Here is a 14,181-nt window from a genome sequence, read left to right as displayed (position 1 = left end):
TGACCGTCATGAAGGGACAGCCCGCTCCGGAACTTAATATTGTACAATGGTTCAACACCACCACGCCGTTAGATTTAAAATCTCTGCGCGGAAAAGTGGTTGTGCTCCATACCTTTCAAATGCTTTGTCCGGGATGTGTTCAGCATGGTTTGCCGCAAACACAAAAGATAAGCCGCTTGTTTGCCGCACAGGATGTAGTGGTGATTGGCATCCACACGGTGTTTGAACATCATGCCGCGATGAGCCCCGTTTCGCTGGAAGCCTTCATCCATGAATATGGTTTGCGTTTCCCGATCGGCGTTGATCGTGCCGGCGAAGGCCATGCCATACCACAGACAATGGCTGCCTATAAGTTGCGCGGCACGCCAAGTCTGGTGCTGATTGATCGTCAAGGCATTATCCGCCATCACAGTATCGGTGCGGAAGACGACATGCAGATTGGTGCTGAAATTGCTTTGTTGCTTGCTGAAAAAAATAGCGGGCAGGAGGCAGCACAATGATTGCCAATATGACCGTTCTTCAGCGCAAATGGTCTGTCGCTATTCTCTTTGTCTTTGCTCTGTTGGGATTAGCCCTTGCGGTTGCCGGTCGCCATGATCCGCTGGCTGTACACGGCTTCATCATTTTAGCATTTTGTGTCGGATTTCTCTTTAAGGTTTTATCCGGTCTTTATGAGCCGGAACCATCTGCTGACAGTTTCAAACAATATTATGATGATCCAACGCGTGCCGGTATTGTGTTTTCTATTGCATGGGCGCTGCTTGGCATGTTTGTCGGTGTTTGGGTTGCAGCCCTTCTGGCATGGCCGGAACTAACCTTTGTGGAGCAGGCATGGGCAAGTTTTGGCCGTCTGCGTCCGATCCATACGACAGGGGTAATTTTCGGTTTTGGCGGTAATGGTTTGATTGCGACATCCTTCCATGTGCTGCAAAGAACTACCCGCGCGCGTCTGCCTGATCAGATCAGCCCGTGGTTTGTGCTGCTTGGTTACAATCTCTTCTGTATTCTGGCCGTAACCGGCTATCCGATCGGCATTACCCAGTCCAAAGAATATGCGGAACCTGAATGGTATGCCGATATTTTGCTGGTGATTGTCTGGGTTGTCTATTTCAGCATCTATCTCAGAACACTGCGCCGTCGTCAGGAGCCGCATATTTATGTCGCCAACTGGTATTATATGGCGTTCATTCTGGCTGTGGCCTTACTGCATATTGTCAATAATCTTGCTGTGCCGATTTCATGGGGACAGGCCAAAAGCTACTCGCTGTTTTCCGGCGTGCAGGATGCCATGACACAGTGGTGGTACGGACATAATGCGGTGGCCTTTTTCCTCACCGCCGGCTTTCTGGGGATGATGTATTATTACCTGCCCAAACGAGCGGAAAGGCCGGTTTATTCCTATCGTTTGTCGATCATCGGCTTCTGGGGCATCACCTTCCTTTATATGTGGGCAGGCTCGCATCACCTCCATTACACCGCTTTGCCGCATTGGGTGCAAACGCTCGGCATGACCTTTTCTATTGTGCTTCTGGTTCCCTCATGGGCATCGGCAGGCAATGCGCTGGCAACCCTTAATGGTGCCTGGGGCAAGGTTCGTGATGATGCAACATTGCGCTTTATGATGGTGTCGGCAGTTTTCTACGGGCTGACCACCTTTGAAGGCTCCTTCATGGCCATCCGTTCGGTCAATTCCCTGTCGCACTATACGGACTGGACTGTCGGGCATGTGCATGTGGGGGCGCTGGGCTGGGTCGCAATGATCACTTTCGGCTCGTTTTATGCACTGGTGCCATGGATGTGGAAGGTGAAAACCATGTATTCGCCCAAGCTCATTGAGGTGCATTTCTGGCTCGCGCTGACCGGCACCTTTATCTACATTTTTGCGATGTGGAATTCAGGCATTATTCAGGGTCTGATGTGGCGCACTTATAATGAAAGCGGCACGCTCAGCTATTCATTTATCGAGAGTATGGAAGCTATGCATCCTTATTACATTGCGCGTGCGGTGGGTGGTTTGTTCTTCCTCAGCGGTGCAGCCGTCTGTGCCTATAATATCTGGATGACGATCCGCATGGCGCGGCAGAATGCAGCAAGTGATCATTTGTCTGCCGATGTGCCAGCCCATGCCGTTTCCTTGCAGGCGGGGGAATGAACATGCCGAAACTGCATAAAAAACTGGAAAGAAGTGCCATCGGCTTTGTTGTCGCCATCATTGTTGTGGCCTCTATCGGTGGTTTTGTTGAAATCGCACCGCTTTTCACCATCAATGAAACGGTGGAAGACGTGCCTGATATGCGCGTTTACACACCACTGGAACTGGCAGGCCGTAATATTTACATCCGCGAAGGTTGCTATGCCTGCCACTCGCAAATGATCCGCACATTGCGCGATGAGGTGGAGCGTTACGGGCCTTATTCATTGGCGGTGGAATCTTCTTATGATCATCCGATGCTTTGGGGCTCAAAACGTACAGGCCCTGATCTGGCGCGGCTGGGAGACAAATACACCGATGCCTGGCATGTGGCGCATTTGATCAATCCGCGTGATGTGGTGCCGCAATCTGTGATGCCGCGTTATGGCTGGCTGATGAAAAATTCGCTGCGGATTGATGATCTATCCAACCATCTGGCGGCGCAGCGTGCAGTTGGCGTGCCTTATACGGATGCGATGATTGCCAATGCCGAAGCGGATGCTTACGGGCAGGCTCACCCAAATAGTTCGCGTGCTGAAGGCGTTGCCGAACGCTATGGCGAAAACACCAATATCCGTGTTTTTGACGGTGATGAAGAGCGCCTGACAGAGATGGATGCGCTTGTGGCTTACCTGCAAATCTTAGGCAAGCTGACAGATGCCGCGCATGTGGAAGCAGCGGAAAGATTGGAGGAAAATCATGGAAATTAGTCATGAGTTTTTCGTCGCCTTCTCGAAAAGCTGGGGTCTGTTTTATCTGATTGCGATGGGCATTGGCGTGCTGATCTACGCTTTGCGCCCGGCCAATCAGCAACAGTTTCAACGGGCAAAACACAGCATCCTAGATCAAGACGATCGTCCAAAGGCATAGTCGGGGCATTGTTATGGCAATTAAAAAACTGGATCCGGTGACTGGTCAGCACACGACCGGTCATGAGTGGAATGGTATTGAGGAATTGGATAATCCGGTTCCGCGTGTCGTAAAATTCTTTCTGATCGTGACGACGCTTTTTGGCATTGTTTATTGGGTGTTGATGCCTGCATGGCCGTTGGGTGTCACCTATACAAAAGGTCTGCTGGGCATTGATCAGCGCGATACGGTGACACAGAAAGTACAACAAGCAGCTGTTTCGCGCTCTGTCTGGATGAACCAGATCGCCGAAAAAGACTTTGCCGATATTTTGGCTGATACCGGTTTGATGGCTCATGTGGAGGCCACCGGCAGCACGCTTTTCGCTGATAACTGTTCGGTCTGCCATGGTACTGGCGGAACCGGGGGGCCCGGCTTTCCTAACCTCACGACTTCCAGCTGGTTGTGGGGCGGAGAGCCGGATGCCATTGCTGAGACAATTCGTGTCGGGATCAATTCCTCTCATCCTGAAACACGCATGTCTCAAATGTTGGCTTTTGGGCAGGATGATGTGTTGCAGCGCAGCGAAATTATGGATGTCGTTGCTTATGTGCGCTCATTATCCGGCTTGGAGCCAGCTGAAAAAGAGCCTGAAAAGATCAATGCCGGTGAGGCGATTTTTGCTGAAAATTGCGCCGCTTGTCACGGTGATGATGCGACAGGCAGCACCGATGTGGGTGCACCGGATCTGACAGATAAACACTGGATTTATGGCGGCGACCTGCAATCGGTTTATACGTCCGTTTCTTCCGGTCGTCAGGGACAGATGCCTGCTTGGGAAGGGCGTTTTACTCCGGTTGAAATCAAGCTTTTGACGGCCTATGTCAGCACGCTCAGATCGGCGGCACCATGACAATATTGGTGCCGAAAATCCGCAATCCATGGCGCGTAACAGGATTGTTGATCGCGCTCGCAGTGGTGGTGCTGTTTGTCGTCGCCAATGCGCATTTGATCCATGTTGCACAAAAATCGCAACCGGATTGTGTCCCTCATGCCAAATCAGGCAGCGACGGCGCGCATCGTGCCGCACGCTCCTCCTGTTGAAGGAGTAATCATTATGATGATTGAACAATTGGAGATGTCCGAACCGCCACTGGTTGGCAGTCGTAACCGTCATTTGCCCGTAAGTGCTGCGTTTGGCTGGCTTGCCGCCGGATGGCGCGATTTATGGCGATATCCAGTGGGTAGCCTGATTTATGGTGTGCTGGTGTTTGCCGTTTCCATTGCTGTTGTTTGGGGGCTGTTGCGCTTTCATCTGGATTACATCCTTTTTCCGGCCATCGCAGGTTTTATGGTCATCGGCCCTTTATTCGCGCTCGGACTTTATCAAAAGAGCCGTGATTTAGAGGAGGGCAAACCGGCAAGCTTTGCGAGTATGCTGATGGTGCGGGCGGCTTCCGGCTCACAGCTGTGGTTTACCGGTGTCATTTTATGCGGTCTTTTGCTGCTATGGATGCGCGCCGCGGTGATTATTTATGCGCTGTTTTTCGGTCTTAATCCTTTCCCGGGTGTGGAAGGTGTGGTGAAAATGCTTGCAACCACCCCTGAAGGCTGGGGTTTGCTGGTGACAGGCATCAGTGTTGGCGGGCTTTTTGCTGCTTTTGGTTTTGCCATCAGCATGTTTGCCATTCCGATGTTACTGGCAGAAGAAACAGATTGTTTTACCGCGATGGGCACCAGCATGTCGCTTGTCTGGAACAATTTGCACGTGATGCTGGTTTGGGGCGCGATTGTCGTTGCGCTTTTTCTGCTTAGCTTTGCCACCGGCTTTTTAGGCTTGATTGTGATTTTTCCGCTTTTGGGGCATGCCAGCTGGCATTGCTATAAGGCAATCAGATGACTTGTTGTTCGGCTGTTGATGCGGCCTCTTTACCAGATATAACAAGCGTGCTTGTTGAAGAGCAATTAATGGTCAGCCGCGAAGTGCGGCCGGGCGTTCGTGAAAGCGAATTGTCCGTCACAGGCATTCATTGCGCCAACTGCATCCGCGCTATTGAAAGCGGCATGATGAAGCTTAATGGCGTGGAAAGCGTGCGGGTCAACCTTTCCACCAAACGCGTCAATGTGCATTGGCAGGTCAAGCAAGCACCTGATCTGATAGCCGCTTTGACGCGGATCGGCTTTGCCGCCAATTTCACAGAACCGGAGCGCAAAGCGCGTGATCCAGAGCTCCGCCGTCTGGTCTTGGCGCTGGCGGTTGCCGGTTTTTGCTCAATGAATGTAATGATGTTTTCGGTTGGCGTCTGGGCGGGTGCAGATCCGGCCACTCGCCATGCATTTCATTGGATATCGGCATTTATCGCACTACCATGTGTGCTTTATTCGGGGCGCATTTATTTTCAATCGGCATGGGCTGCATTGCGTCACGGGCGCACCAATATGGATGTGCCAATTTCCATCGGCGTTATTCTGGCCTATCTGCTTAGCCTTTACGACACGATTTATAATGGCCCGCATGCCTATTTCGATGCAGCCACGTCGTTGCTTTTCTTTCTGCTGATCGGCCGCACATTGGATTATATGATGCGTGAAAAAGCACGCAGTGCGGTTGAAGGGCTGATGAGGCTGGTGCCCAATGGTGCGACCATTGAAAATGACGATGGCAGGCGTTCTTATCTGCCGATAGACCAGATCAAAACCGGTATGCGTATTGTGCTGGCGGCTGGCGACCGTGTGCCGGTTGACGGTGAAATTGTCGAAGGTGTTTCTGAATTGGATTGCGCAATTGCAACCGGTGAAAGCGCGCCCAGACATGTGGTTACGGGCATGAACGTTCAGGCAGGCATGCTTAATTTGAGCGCACCATTGATTGTCAAAGCAACGGCAACCGTCAAAACGTCATTTCTTGCCGAAATGGTTAGACTGATGGAAGCTGCCGAAGGTGGACGCGCGCGGTATCGGCGAATTGCTGACCGTGCGGCTGAGCTTTATTCGCCGGTTGTACATACGGTCGCCTTTGCTACTTTTCTTGGCTGGCTTATTGCTACGGGTGATTGGCATCAGGCAATTACGATTGCAATTGCAGTGCTGATTATCACTTGTCCTTGTGCGCTTGGCCTTGCAGTGCCTATTGTGCAGGTTGTTGCTGCGCGGCGTTTGTTTGAAAATGGCATTTTGGTTAAAGACGGCTCCGCCATTGAGCGGATGAATGCGATTGATACGGTTGTTTTTGACAAGACCGGCACGCTGACTTTGGGCAAGCCTGTTGCTGCTATTATGCCTGTGATGGCTGATAAGCTTCATATTGCAGCAGCAATGGCACGACAGTCCAGACATCCTTATTCAAAAGCGATAGCCGCACAACTTCACGCGGTGTCTGACAATATTTCTTTAGGGCAGATGAGCGAGCAATCAGGTTTGGGTATGGAAGCGCGCATTGGCGCTGACCTTTACCGTTTAGGGCGGGCAGAATGGGCGCTTGATGCTGAAGAGCTTGCGAATAATACCGGCACTGTTTTTTCATGTAATGGCAAACTGGCGGCCTCTTTTTTCTTTGAAGATATTTTGCGTCCTGATGCAGTGCAAACCGTTGAAATGCTGCAAAAAGCTAATGTAAAAATTGTGCTACTCTCTGGTGATGAAGAAAAAGCGGTTGCTCGTGTCAGTGATGATCTCGACATTGATGATTTTGCCGCGCGCTTATTGCCAGCGGACAAGGTCGCTCGCTTAAAGCACTTGGAAGAGCAAGGGCACCGCACATTGATGGTGGGGGATGGCCTCAATGATGCACCGGCTTTGGCGTCGGCTTATGTATCAATGGCGCCCGCCAGTGCGGCGGATATCGGACGCAATGCGGCTGATTTTGTTTTTCTGCACAAAAGTCTTGGTGCTGTGACTGCGGCTTTATCGATTGCACAAGGTGCTGCCAAACTGGTGCGGGAGAATTTCGCTTTGTCTATTCTTTACAATGCCATTGCTCTGCCGATTGCAATTGCTGGCTATGTCACGCCGCTGATTGCTGCCCTTGCTATGTCGGTTTCATCAATAATGGTGGTTGGTAATGCGCTGCGTTTGAAAACAGGGCGTGTGCAAAGAGTGACGAGGCAGACGAGCTCTGATGCCAAGGTTTTAAGATGAGCAGCCTTATTTTTCTGATCCCGATTGCATTGATTTTAGGCGGGGTCGCCTTGGCTGCTTTTTTCTGGACGCTCAATAATGGTCAATATGAAGATATGGAGGGTGCAGGCCACCGTATTTTTATTGATGATCAGGATGAAACAATTTCTAAGCCATGAGAAAAGCGCTGACGATAAATATGCAGGTTTTATGTTTAGGCTGTAATGGTTTTGGCTAATACTGATGTTTTCCTGATGCGTGCTATATTGGCCTTATTCATTGTTTGATCATTCAAAATATGACTTCACTGAGAATTAGTCACGCAGGAACTAATATTATCAGCTGTAAGCTGATTGTTTATCCATACGGATGTTTGGCTCAGAATAGCATTCATATGATTTTGACCCTTTAGGTCACTCATGCCATGATCATGGCCAGAGAGTTCCCAATAAGTCAGATTGCAACGGCTCTTCTGTTGAAAAGCTTCAACCGCTTGGCGGGCACTTTGAACCGGTGCAGACGTATCGGCACTACCATGCACCAATAAAATAGGTGCGTTGATCTTCAGCATGTCATCAAGTGCCTTATAATCAATGGAATTTGCCCAATATTTATAGCTGTAACCAAAAAGCATTTTATCGCTATTTTTGTTTTCTCGGACATCTTCGAATAGTGCATCAATATCAGGCCGTTGCGCAACTGGTACGTTATTTTGTTCCATATCCATCAAAATAGATGCTTTTACCTGTTCGCCAAAGGTCATGCCGCCGCCTGTTGAAATGAGGATGACACCATTGGCCGAAATGCGCGAGGCGACACGAGCGGCGATGTCGCCGCCTTCTGAACCGCCTAACAGAACAAAGCGGCCACTCCACCATTTCGCATCAGCCAATTCTTTGAAAACTTGTAAGTAATCAGCGACACGTTGATCATGCGTGCTGTTTTGATGGTATGCTTTAGGGCAGTTTTGAAAATATCCCTCTTCAGTTTTTGCCTGATAATTGGGATGAATGCCGTATTTTTCTACCGTAAGGCTGGCAAAGTTGCCAAAAGCAGAGCGTATCATCTGCATATTTTTATTGCGCGTTGTTGGTTCACAACCAGAACCTTGCATCAAAACAATCAGATCAACTTTACCCGATGATTTTTCGGGCATGTCCAAAGACCAGTAGATGGTGCTTTTATTAGGGCGCTTTGTTTCATGCATTTCAGCACTGGCATTGAGTGGGAACATCAACAGGCCAAAGGCTGCTGCCATGACTGTGCTGAAAATTTTAAAATGCATTGTAAAGCTCCTCAAGGATGCGTGAAGGCTCATCTAAAGTTACTGCGGCAATAATGTGTTTTCGCTTGCTAAAAAACGCCAAAATGACAAATCGCTCGACTATTATGCAAATTTAAAGCGTTTTAGAATAAGAAATAGTCAGCAATTTGTATTTCTTTATTTTTGTAAATCAACGCCTGTCAATGAAATCTCTTTTGGTTATAACCAACTGAAAAATAAGTAGATATTTCTATTCAAATTTATCATTCAGAAATGATTAAGTTAGACATTCTTCTATTTTGTAGAAAATAAAATGAATTAGTGAACTTAATTAAATAATTTTTAGCTTGATTTCTGCACTGTAGAATACTTCTATGAGCGCTATTGACTAATTGAATCGTGAGGTTTCGTGTTGTGCCTGGAGGAGGCAGATATCGTGATCTGACAAATAAACGTGGTGGCACAACAGTGCCCAGAATTTAAACAGCTATATTTTGCAACTGCCGTTTCAGAGAGGGAATTCTACACAAAATATCAGCTGAAATAACAAGCAACACGATATGGGAGGATATCATGAAGCCTGAACCGGGAGGAAACATCAATGCAGAAAGCCGAACTTTTACCTATGCCGATGCAACAACATTTGCTGGCGTAACTGCACCGCAACATAATAAATTACATCGTGTTCTGGGGCTGCCATCACTTGTATTTTTCGGCCTCGCCTATATGGTGCCACTGGCTATTTTTGATACTTATGGTATTGTAACACAAATAACTTTAGGCCATTTGCCTGCCGCTTATGTATTGACACTGGCTGCAATGTTTTTCACAGCCTATAGCTATGGCCGCATGGTTGAAGTTCTGCCGGCAGCAGGGTCTGCCTATAGCTATTCAAGGCATGCATTCGGCGGAAGAACCGGTTTTATGGTCGGCTGGACCCTGATGCTGGATTACATTTTCCTACCCATGCTGAACTATATTCTGATCGGCATTTATATGTCGGAATATTTCCCCGGCATTCCGGCTGCGTGGTGGATTATCGGTGCGATCTTGCTCGTAACAGTGCTGAATATTCTCGGCATTAAAGTTGTTGCGCGGATGAATTTCATCATTATCGGATTTCAGGTAATCTTTTTAGCTTTCTTTTTTACGCTCTTCTTTACCTCGATTGGACGTGAGGGTGCGCCCTCTTTATTGGCTCCTTTCTACAGTGAAAATATGAGAATCGGTGCCATTGTTTCGGGTGCTGCAATCCTCTGTTTGTCATTTCTTGGATTTGATGCCGTATCAACCCTGTCGGAAGAAACCAAAAATCCAAAGCGTGATATCCCGCGAGCAATCATGCTTTGTACTGTCGTGGGCGGATTGATTTTCATTCTGTCAGCATGGGCAGGGCATATTATCTTTCCTGACTGGCAAACCTTTGCTGATCCGGATGCGGCTGCGGTTGATGTTATGGGCAAAGCAGGCGGCGCCTTCATGGTAAGCTTTTTCACCGCCGCTTATATGACCGGAACCTTTGCCTCAACCATGGCCGCGCAAGCCAGTGTGTCGCGTATTCTTTACGCCATGGGGCGCGACCGTGTATTGCCTTACACCTTGTTTGGCACTGTGCACCGCACGCTTGGAACGCCTGTAAGAGCAACGATTTTCGTCGGGATTGTTTCGCTGATAGCTTTGGAAATTGATCTGGAACTGGCTGCCAGTATGATCAGTTTTGGAGCGCTGGCGGCTTTTTCTTTCGTCAATCTTTCAGTGATTAAAACCTATTTGTTTGATCAGGGAAAAAGACAGGGCAGCGATTTGTTGCGCTATGGTCTCTTGCCGGGCTTTGGCTTTTTGCTGACTGTGTGGCTGTGGACCGGACTTTCCAAAACGACCTTTACCGTCGGGATTATCTGGGTCGTTGTCGGGTTTTCTTATCTTTTATACCTGACACGGATGTTTAAAAAGCCGGTACCAAAACTGGATCTGGCAGACTAACTAAGCAGCTGACTTATAATATTTAATCAAGGTGCATTTGCTCACCGGGTTCTTGTCAGAATCCGGTGAGCCTTCTATAGTCAGGTCATGAGCGAAAAAGACAGCACTCTTCCTTCTTCTCCAACGGGGCCTAAGTTGAAAAACAACAAAGGTGCGCGTGGCTTATCGCGTGAGGCGATTGCCGAAGAGGCGCTGGCTTTAATGGAAGAAGGCGGAGATTCCGGTTTTACCATTCGCAAACTTGCAGCCCGCATGGGCTATGATCCGATGTCGATCCTCTATCATTTCAAGTCTAAAGACGGCGTATTACGCGCGATGGCTGACCGGATGGAAGGGCAAATTCGCCCCGCACCACCTGACAGGCCGTGGCGTGGCAGAATGCGCCATTTGGCCGATCAATATCGAAGCCTTGCCTTGCGCTATCCCAATAGTTTCTGGCTGATGCAGAAGTTTTTGCATACGGGGCACGCCGACTTTTTGCATATGGAAATGGTGCATGGCGCTTTGACCGAAGCCGGTATCAATGAGCGTGATATTCCGGCGCTTTGTCTTGGTTGGTATGGCTGCATTACCGGTCTGGCGGTAGGCGAAACCGGCGGCCTGATCCGTCCGGCAGAGGCTGTTGATATGGCTGAAGTGGCTGACTTGCCAGAAAAGACCTATCCGCTGCTTAAAAAAGCGATGCCGCTTTATAATGACCTCGCACCAAGCACGGTTTTCTCGCTCTCCGTTGAGGTTTTTCTCGACGGCATCAGAGAGAGAAGTAAGTTGCAAGGCGACTGATTAATCAGCTCATTAGAATGGAAGATTTTTCTTCGCTTTTGCGTCACTGATGTGTGGCATTTTACAAAGTTAAACATTTAAATCGTGGCAGATTTAACATCCGGTGCGCTTGTTTTCTCATCTTGTCCCGCGTGGCAGTAACGAGTTTTAACATTTATAATTGCCTGATAGTTGTTGCTTGACGTTATTATTTCTACACTGTAGGATTTAGTCAAGAAGACTGCATCGGAGGGATGAAATGAACATTTTAGCGGCAGCCAAGCCAGCAATCAAAAACGCAACTCAAGAGACTGACGTTCCGCGTTCCTTCTATGCAGCTATTTGCGATCTCAATGGTATTTTTCGTGGCAAGCGTTTGCCGGGTTCCAAATTATCCAGTGCGCTTGATGGTGGCACCCGTATGCCGATGTCATCCATTGGCGTGGATATTTGGGGGACGGATGTTGCAGGCACATGTCTGACCATGGAAAGAGGCGATCTTGATGGTATATGCCATCCGACAGGGCGGATTTTGTCTGATCTGGGCTGGGCAAAAGATGCAGACCAGCCGCTTTTGCATTTATGGATGAGCAAAGAAGACGGCAGTCCTTATTATGCCGATGCACGTCATATGCTTGCGGAAATTCTCAAGCGCTTTGCGGCACTTGAATTGCGCCCTGTAGTGGCAACAGAAGTGGAGTTTTATCTGCTTGATCCGGCCGCCGATCCTTCAAGTCCTGCATCCTTTAATGCGACAAACCGGTTAAGCAATTTCGACGATATTTATTCGATCTCAGAACTGGCAGAAACCTCTGCTTTTCTGGATGAAATTTATGCAAGGGCTGCTGCCTGTGATATTCAGGTGGAAGCGGCAACCGCAGAAGGTGCGCCACGGCAGTTTGAGTTTAATCTGCTGCATCAGGCAGATGCTTTAAAAGCTGCTGATGATACAATTCTTTTCAAGCAGATTATTCGCAATACTGCACAAAATCATGGATTCCGTGCCTGTTTCATGGCGAAGCCTTTCCAGTTTCATGCTGGCAGCGGCATGCATGTTCATTTTTCAATCATCGATAAAAATGGCCAGAATATTTTTGATGATGGCAGCGAAACCGGTTCTGATGCGCTGAAACATGCGGTTGGCGGGCTTTTGGACAGTATGGCCGAAATGACATTGGCCTTTGCGCCGCATTTAAATTCCTATCGCCGCTTATGTCCGGGTGGCTTAGCACCAACGACAGTGGCGTGGGGCTATGAAAACCGCACGAGTGCGCTGCGTATTCCGGCGGGGCCTTGCGTTGGCCGCCGTATTGAACATCGCGTTGCGGGTGCCGATGCCAATCCTTACATTGTGTTGGCAGCAATGCTGGGCGGCGCGCTTTATGGTTTGCAAAATAAAATGGCACCGGCAGCTCCTGTCAGCACCAATTCGCATGAACTGGATCTGCCATGCTTGGCACGCGACTGGAATGAGGCGCTCAGACAGTTTGAAAATTCCGCTAAAGTGAAGACAATTTTGCATCCGGAATTTGTCGAGGCCTTTGCAGCCTGCAAACAACAAGAGCAAGATATATTTGCAGCGCGAATTACGGAATTTGAATTACAAACTTATCGTACATCCGTCTAAGAGCATTGGTTAAGAGGAATAAATCATGACAGAATCTTACCCGCGCTCTTATTATGCTGCAACTGCCAACAAAACCGCACCTTTCCCTCGTTTGGATGGTGATCTGGATGTGGATGTCGCCATCATTGGCGGTGGTTTTACCGGTCTTGCCAGTGCTGTCGAACTGGCAGAACGGGGCATGCGTGTGGCTGTGCTGGAAGCCAATCACATTGGTTGGGGGGCTTCCGGCCGTAATGGCGGTCAGATTACCGGCTCGCTTTCCGGCGACAAAGCCATGGAGCGCGAATTTGCACGAACATTAGGCAAGGGTGCGCCGGAATTTGTGTGGAATTTGCGCTGGCGCGGTCATGATATTATTCGCAAGCGCATCGAAAAATATAATATTCAATGCCACCTGAAATTCGGCCATGTATTTGCCGCTTGGAAACCATCACATATTCCGGAACTGGAAGAGATGGAAAAGAATGCGCATTTGCATGGCATGGGCGATGATGTGCAGCTTTTACGTGGTGCGGATCTGGCGGAATATGTCGGCAGTGAAATTTACCATGCCGGTCTCATCAACCGGCGCAATATGCATATTCATTCACTGAATTTGTGCTTTGGTGAGGCTGATGCTGCCCGCAGTCTTGGTGCGCAGATATTTGAAGGCACACCGGTTGAAAAAATCATTTATGGCAAGCGTCCGGTGCTGCATACGGCCTTCGGGCGGGTCACTGCCGATAAAGTGCTGATTGCCGGTAACAGCTATCATAAACTGGCTAAAAGCAAGCTGTCGGGCATGTTGTTTCCGGCTTCTTTAGGCATTATTGCCACTGCTCCGTTAAGTGAAGAAATGGCTCGCAAGGTAAGTCCTAAGGATTTTTCAATTTATGATACGCGTTTTGTGCTGGATTATTATCGTCTGACAGCAGACAGGCGGATGATTTTTGGCAGCGGCACCAATTATAGCGGTCGTGACACAGATGGCTTAGCTGAATCTATGCGGCCGACAATTGAAAAAACACTGCCGCATTTGCGTGGTGTTGATATTGAATTTGCATGGCACGGGATGGATGGAATTTCGGTCAATCGTATTCCGCAGCTCGGCAATGTGACCGACAATGTTTATTATGCGCAAGGCTATTCCGGCCACGGTATTGCCACGTCACATATTGTCGGTGAAATCATGGCCAATGCCATTAGCGGTGATACCAGAGATTTGCAGGTTTTCGCCAATGTAAAACATTGGCGCTTTCCGGTTGGCCGCACATTGGGCAATATCGGTATGGCTGTCGGTATGTGGTATTTTCAAATGCTGGAAGCATGGAAAGACCGGGCAATTAAACGGCTCTAACTTGAGCCTCAACCATTAGACACATTCAAAATAACCACTGTTTTTGACAGGGG

General features: G+C 48.8%; 14 protein-coding genes. 13 read left to right on the top strand and 1 reads right to left on the bottom strand.

Annotated elements, in window-relative coordinates; translation table 11 throughout:
- Positions 1-8 precede the first annotated feature (8 nt).
- From ABDZ76_RS14660 to ccoS, 9 genes are read left to right on the top strand one after another with little or no spacing between them, the layout of a single operon-like run.
- Positions 9-500, top strand: a complete 492-nt coding sequence (locus tag ABDZ76_RS14660; RefSeq protein ID WP_343806943.1) for a peroxiredoxin family protein — start codon at positions 9-11, stop codon at positions 498-500.
- Positions 497-2,152, top strand: coding sequence for a cytochrome-c oxidase, cbb3-type subunit I (gene ccoN, locus ABDZ76_RS14655; protein WP_343806940.1), 1,656 nt, complete (start codon positions 497-499; stop codon positions 2,150-2,152). The genes ABDZ76_RS14660 and ccoN overlap by 4 nt, the downstream gene beginning before the upstream one ends.
- A 2-nt stretch (positions 2,153-2,154) precedes the next feature.
- Positions 2,155-2,901 (top strand): cytochrome-c oxidase, cbb3-type subunit II, encoded by a 747-nt coding sequence (gene ccoO / locus ABDZ76_RS14650; protein WP_343807060.1) that lies wholly within the window; start codon positions 2,155-2,157, stop codon positions 2,899-2,901.
- Positions 2,891-3,061 (top strand): cbb3-type cytochrome c oxidase subunit 3, encoded by a 171-nt coding sequence (locus ABDZ76_RS14645; protein ID WP_343806937.1) that lies wholly within the window; start codon positions 2,891-2,893, stop codon positions 3,059-3,061. Before ccoO ends, ABDZ76_RS14645 begins: the two co-directional genes overlap by 11 nt.
- Positions 3,062-3,074: 13 nt before the next feature.
- Positions 3,075-3,953 (top strand): cytochrome-c oxidase, cbb3-type subunit III, encoded by an 879-nt coding sequence (ccoP, locus tag ABDZ76_RS14640; protein WP_343806934.1) that lies wholly within the window; start codon positions 3,075-3,077, stop codon positions 3,951-3,953.
- Positions 3,950-4,144, top strand: coding sequence for a hypothetical protein (locus tag ABDZ76_RS14635; RefSeq protein WP_343806931.1), 195 nt, complete (start codon positions 3,950-3,952; stop codon positions 4,142-4,144). The genes ccoP and ABDZ76_RS14635 overlap by 4 nt, the downstream gene beginning before the upstream one ends.
- A gap of 13 nt (positions 4,145-4,157) precedes the next feature.
- Positions 4,158-4,940: a DUF2189 domain-containing protein gene (locus ABDZ76_RS14630; RefSeq protein WP_343806928.1), complete on the top strand. Its 783-nt coding sequence runs from the start codon at positions 4,158-4,160 to the stop codon at positions 4,938-4,940.
- On the top strand, positions 4,937-7,177 hold the full coding sequence (locus ABDZ76_RS14625) for a cation-translocating P-type ATPase (RefSeq protein ID WP_343806925.1): 2,241 nt from the start codon (positions 4,937-4,939) through the stop codon (positions 7,175-7,177). The genes ABDZ76_RS14630 and ABDZ76_RS14625 overlap by 4 nt, the downstream gene beginning before the upstream one ends.
- Positions 7,174-7,335 (top strand): cbb3-type cytochrome oxidase assembly protein CcoS, encoded by a 162-nt coding sequence (ccoS, locus tag ABDZ76_RS14620; protein ID WP_343806922.1) that lies wholly within the window; start codon positions 7,174-7,176, stop codon positions 7,333-7,335. Before ABDZ76_RS14625 ends, ccoS begins: the two co-directional genes overlap by 4 nt.
- Positions 7,336-7,460: 125 nt before the next feature.
- Here the strand turns inward: ccoS and ABDZ76_RS14615 are convergent, their stop codons facing one another.
- A complete protein-coding gene (locus tag ABDZ76_RS14615; protein WP_343806919.1) occupies positions 7,461-8,414 on the bottom strand; it encodes an alpha/beta hydrolase family protein in 954 nt (317 codons plus the stop codon).
- Positions 8,415-8,993: 579 nt separating this feature from the next.
- Here ABDZ76_RS14615 and ABDZ76_RS14610 point away from each other — a divergent pair.
- From ABDZ76_RS14610 to ABDZ76_RS14595, 4 genes are all read left to right on the top strand, one after another.
- Complete coding sequence (locus tag ABDZ76_RS14610) at positions 8,994-10,403, top strand: APC family permease (protein ID WP_343806916.1); 1,410 nt, start codon at positions 8,994-8,996, stop codon at positions 10,401-10,403.
- A 135-nt stretch (positions 10,404-10,538) separates the two neighbouring features.
- On the top strand, positions 10,539-11,186 hold the full coding sequence (locus tag ABDZ76_RS14605) for a TetR/AcrR family transcriptional regulator (protein ID WP_343806913.1): 648 nt from the start codon (positions 10,539-10,541) through the stop codon (positions 11,184-11,186).
- A 238-nt stretch (positions 11,187-11,424) separates the two neighbouring features.
- On the top strand, positions 11,425-12,792 hold the full coding sequence (locus ABDZ76_RS14600; protein ID WP_343806910.1) for a glutamine synthetase family protein: 1,368 nt from the start codon (positions 11,425-11,427) through the stop codon (positions 12,790-12,792).
- Between the two features lie 25 nt (positions 12,793-12,817).
- Positions 12,818-14,128, top strand: a complete 1,311-nt coding sequence (locus ABDZ76_RS14595; protein ID WP_343806907.1) for an NAD(P)/FAD-dependent oxidoreductase — start codon at positions 12,818-12,820, stop codon at positions 14,126-14,128.
- Positions 14,129-14,181 lie beyond the last annotated feature (53 nt).

This window comes from Paenochrobactrum glaciei (genome assembly GCF_039522165.1).
Taxonomy (GTDB): Bacteria; Pseudomonadota; Alphaproteobacteria; order Rhizobiales; family Rhizobiaceae; genus Paenochrobactrum; species Paenochrobactrum glaciei.
This window is presented reverse-complemented; position numbering and strand designations above follow the sequence as displayed.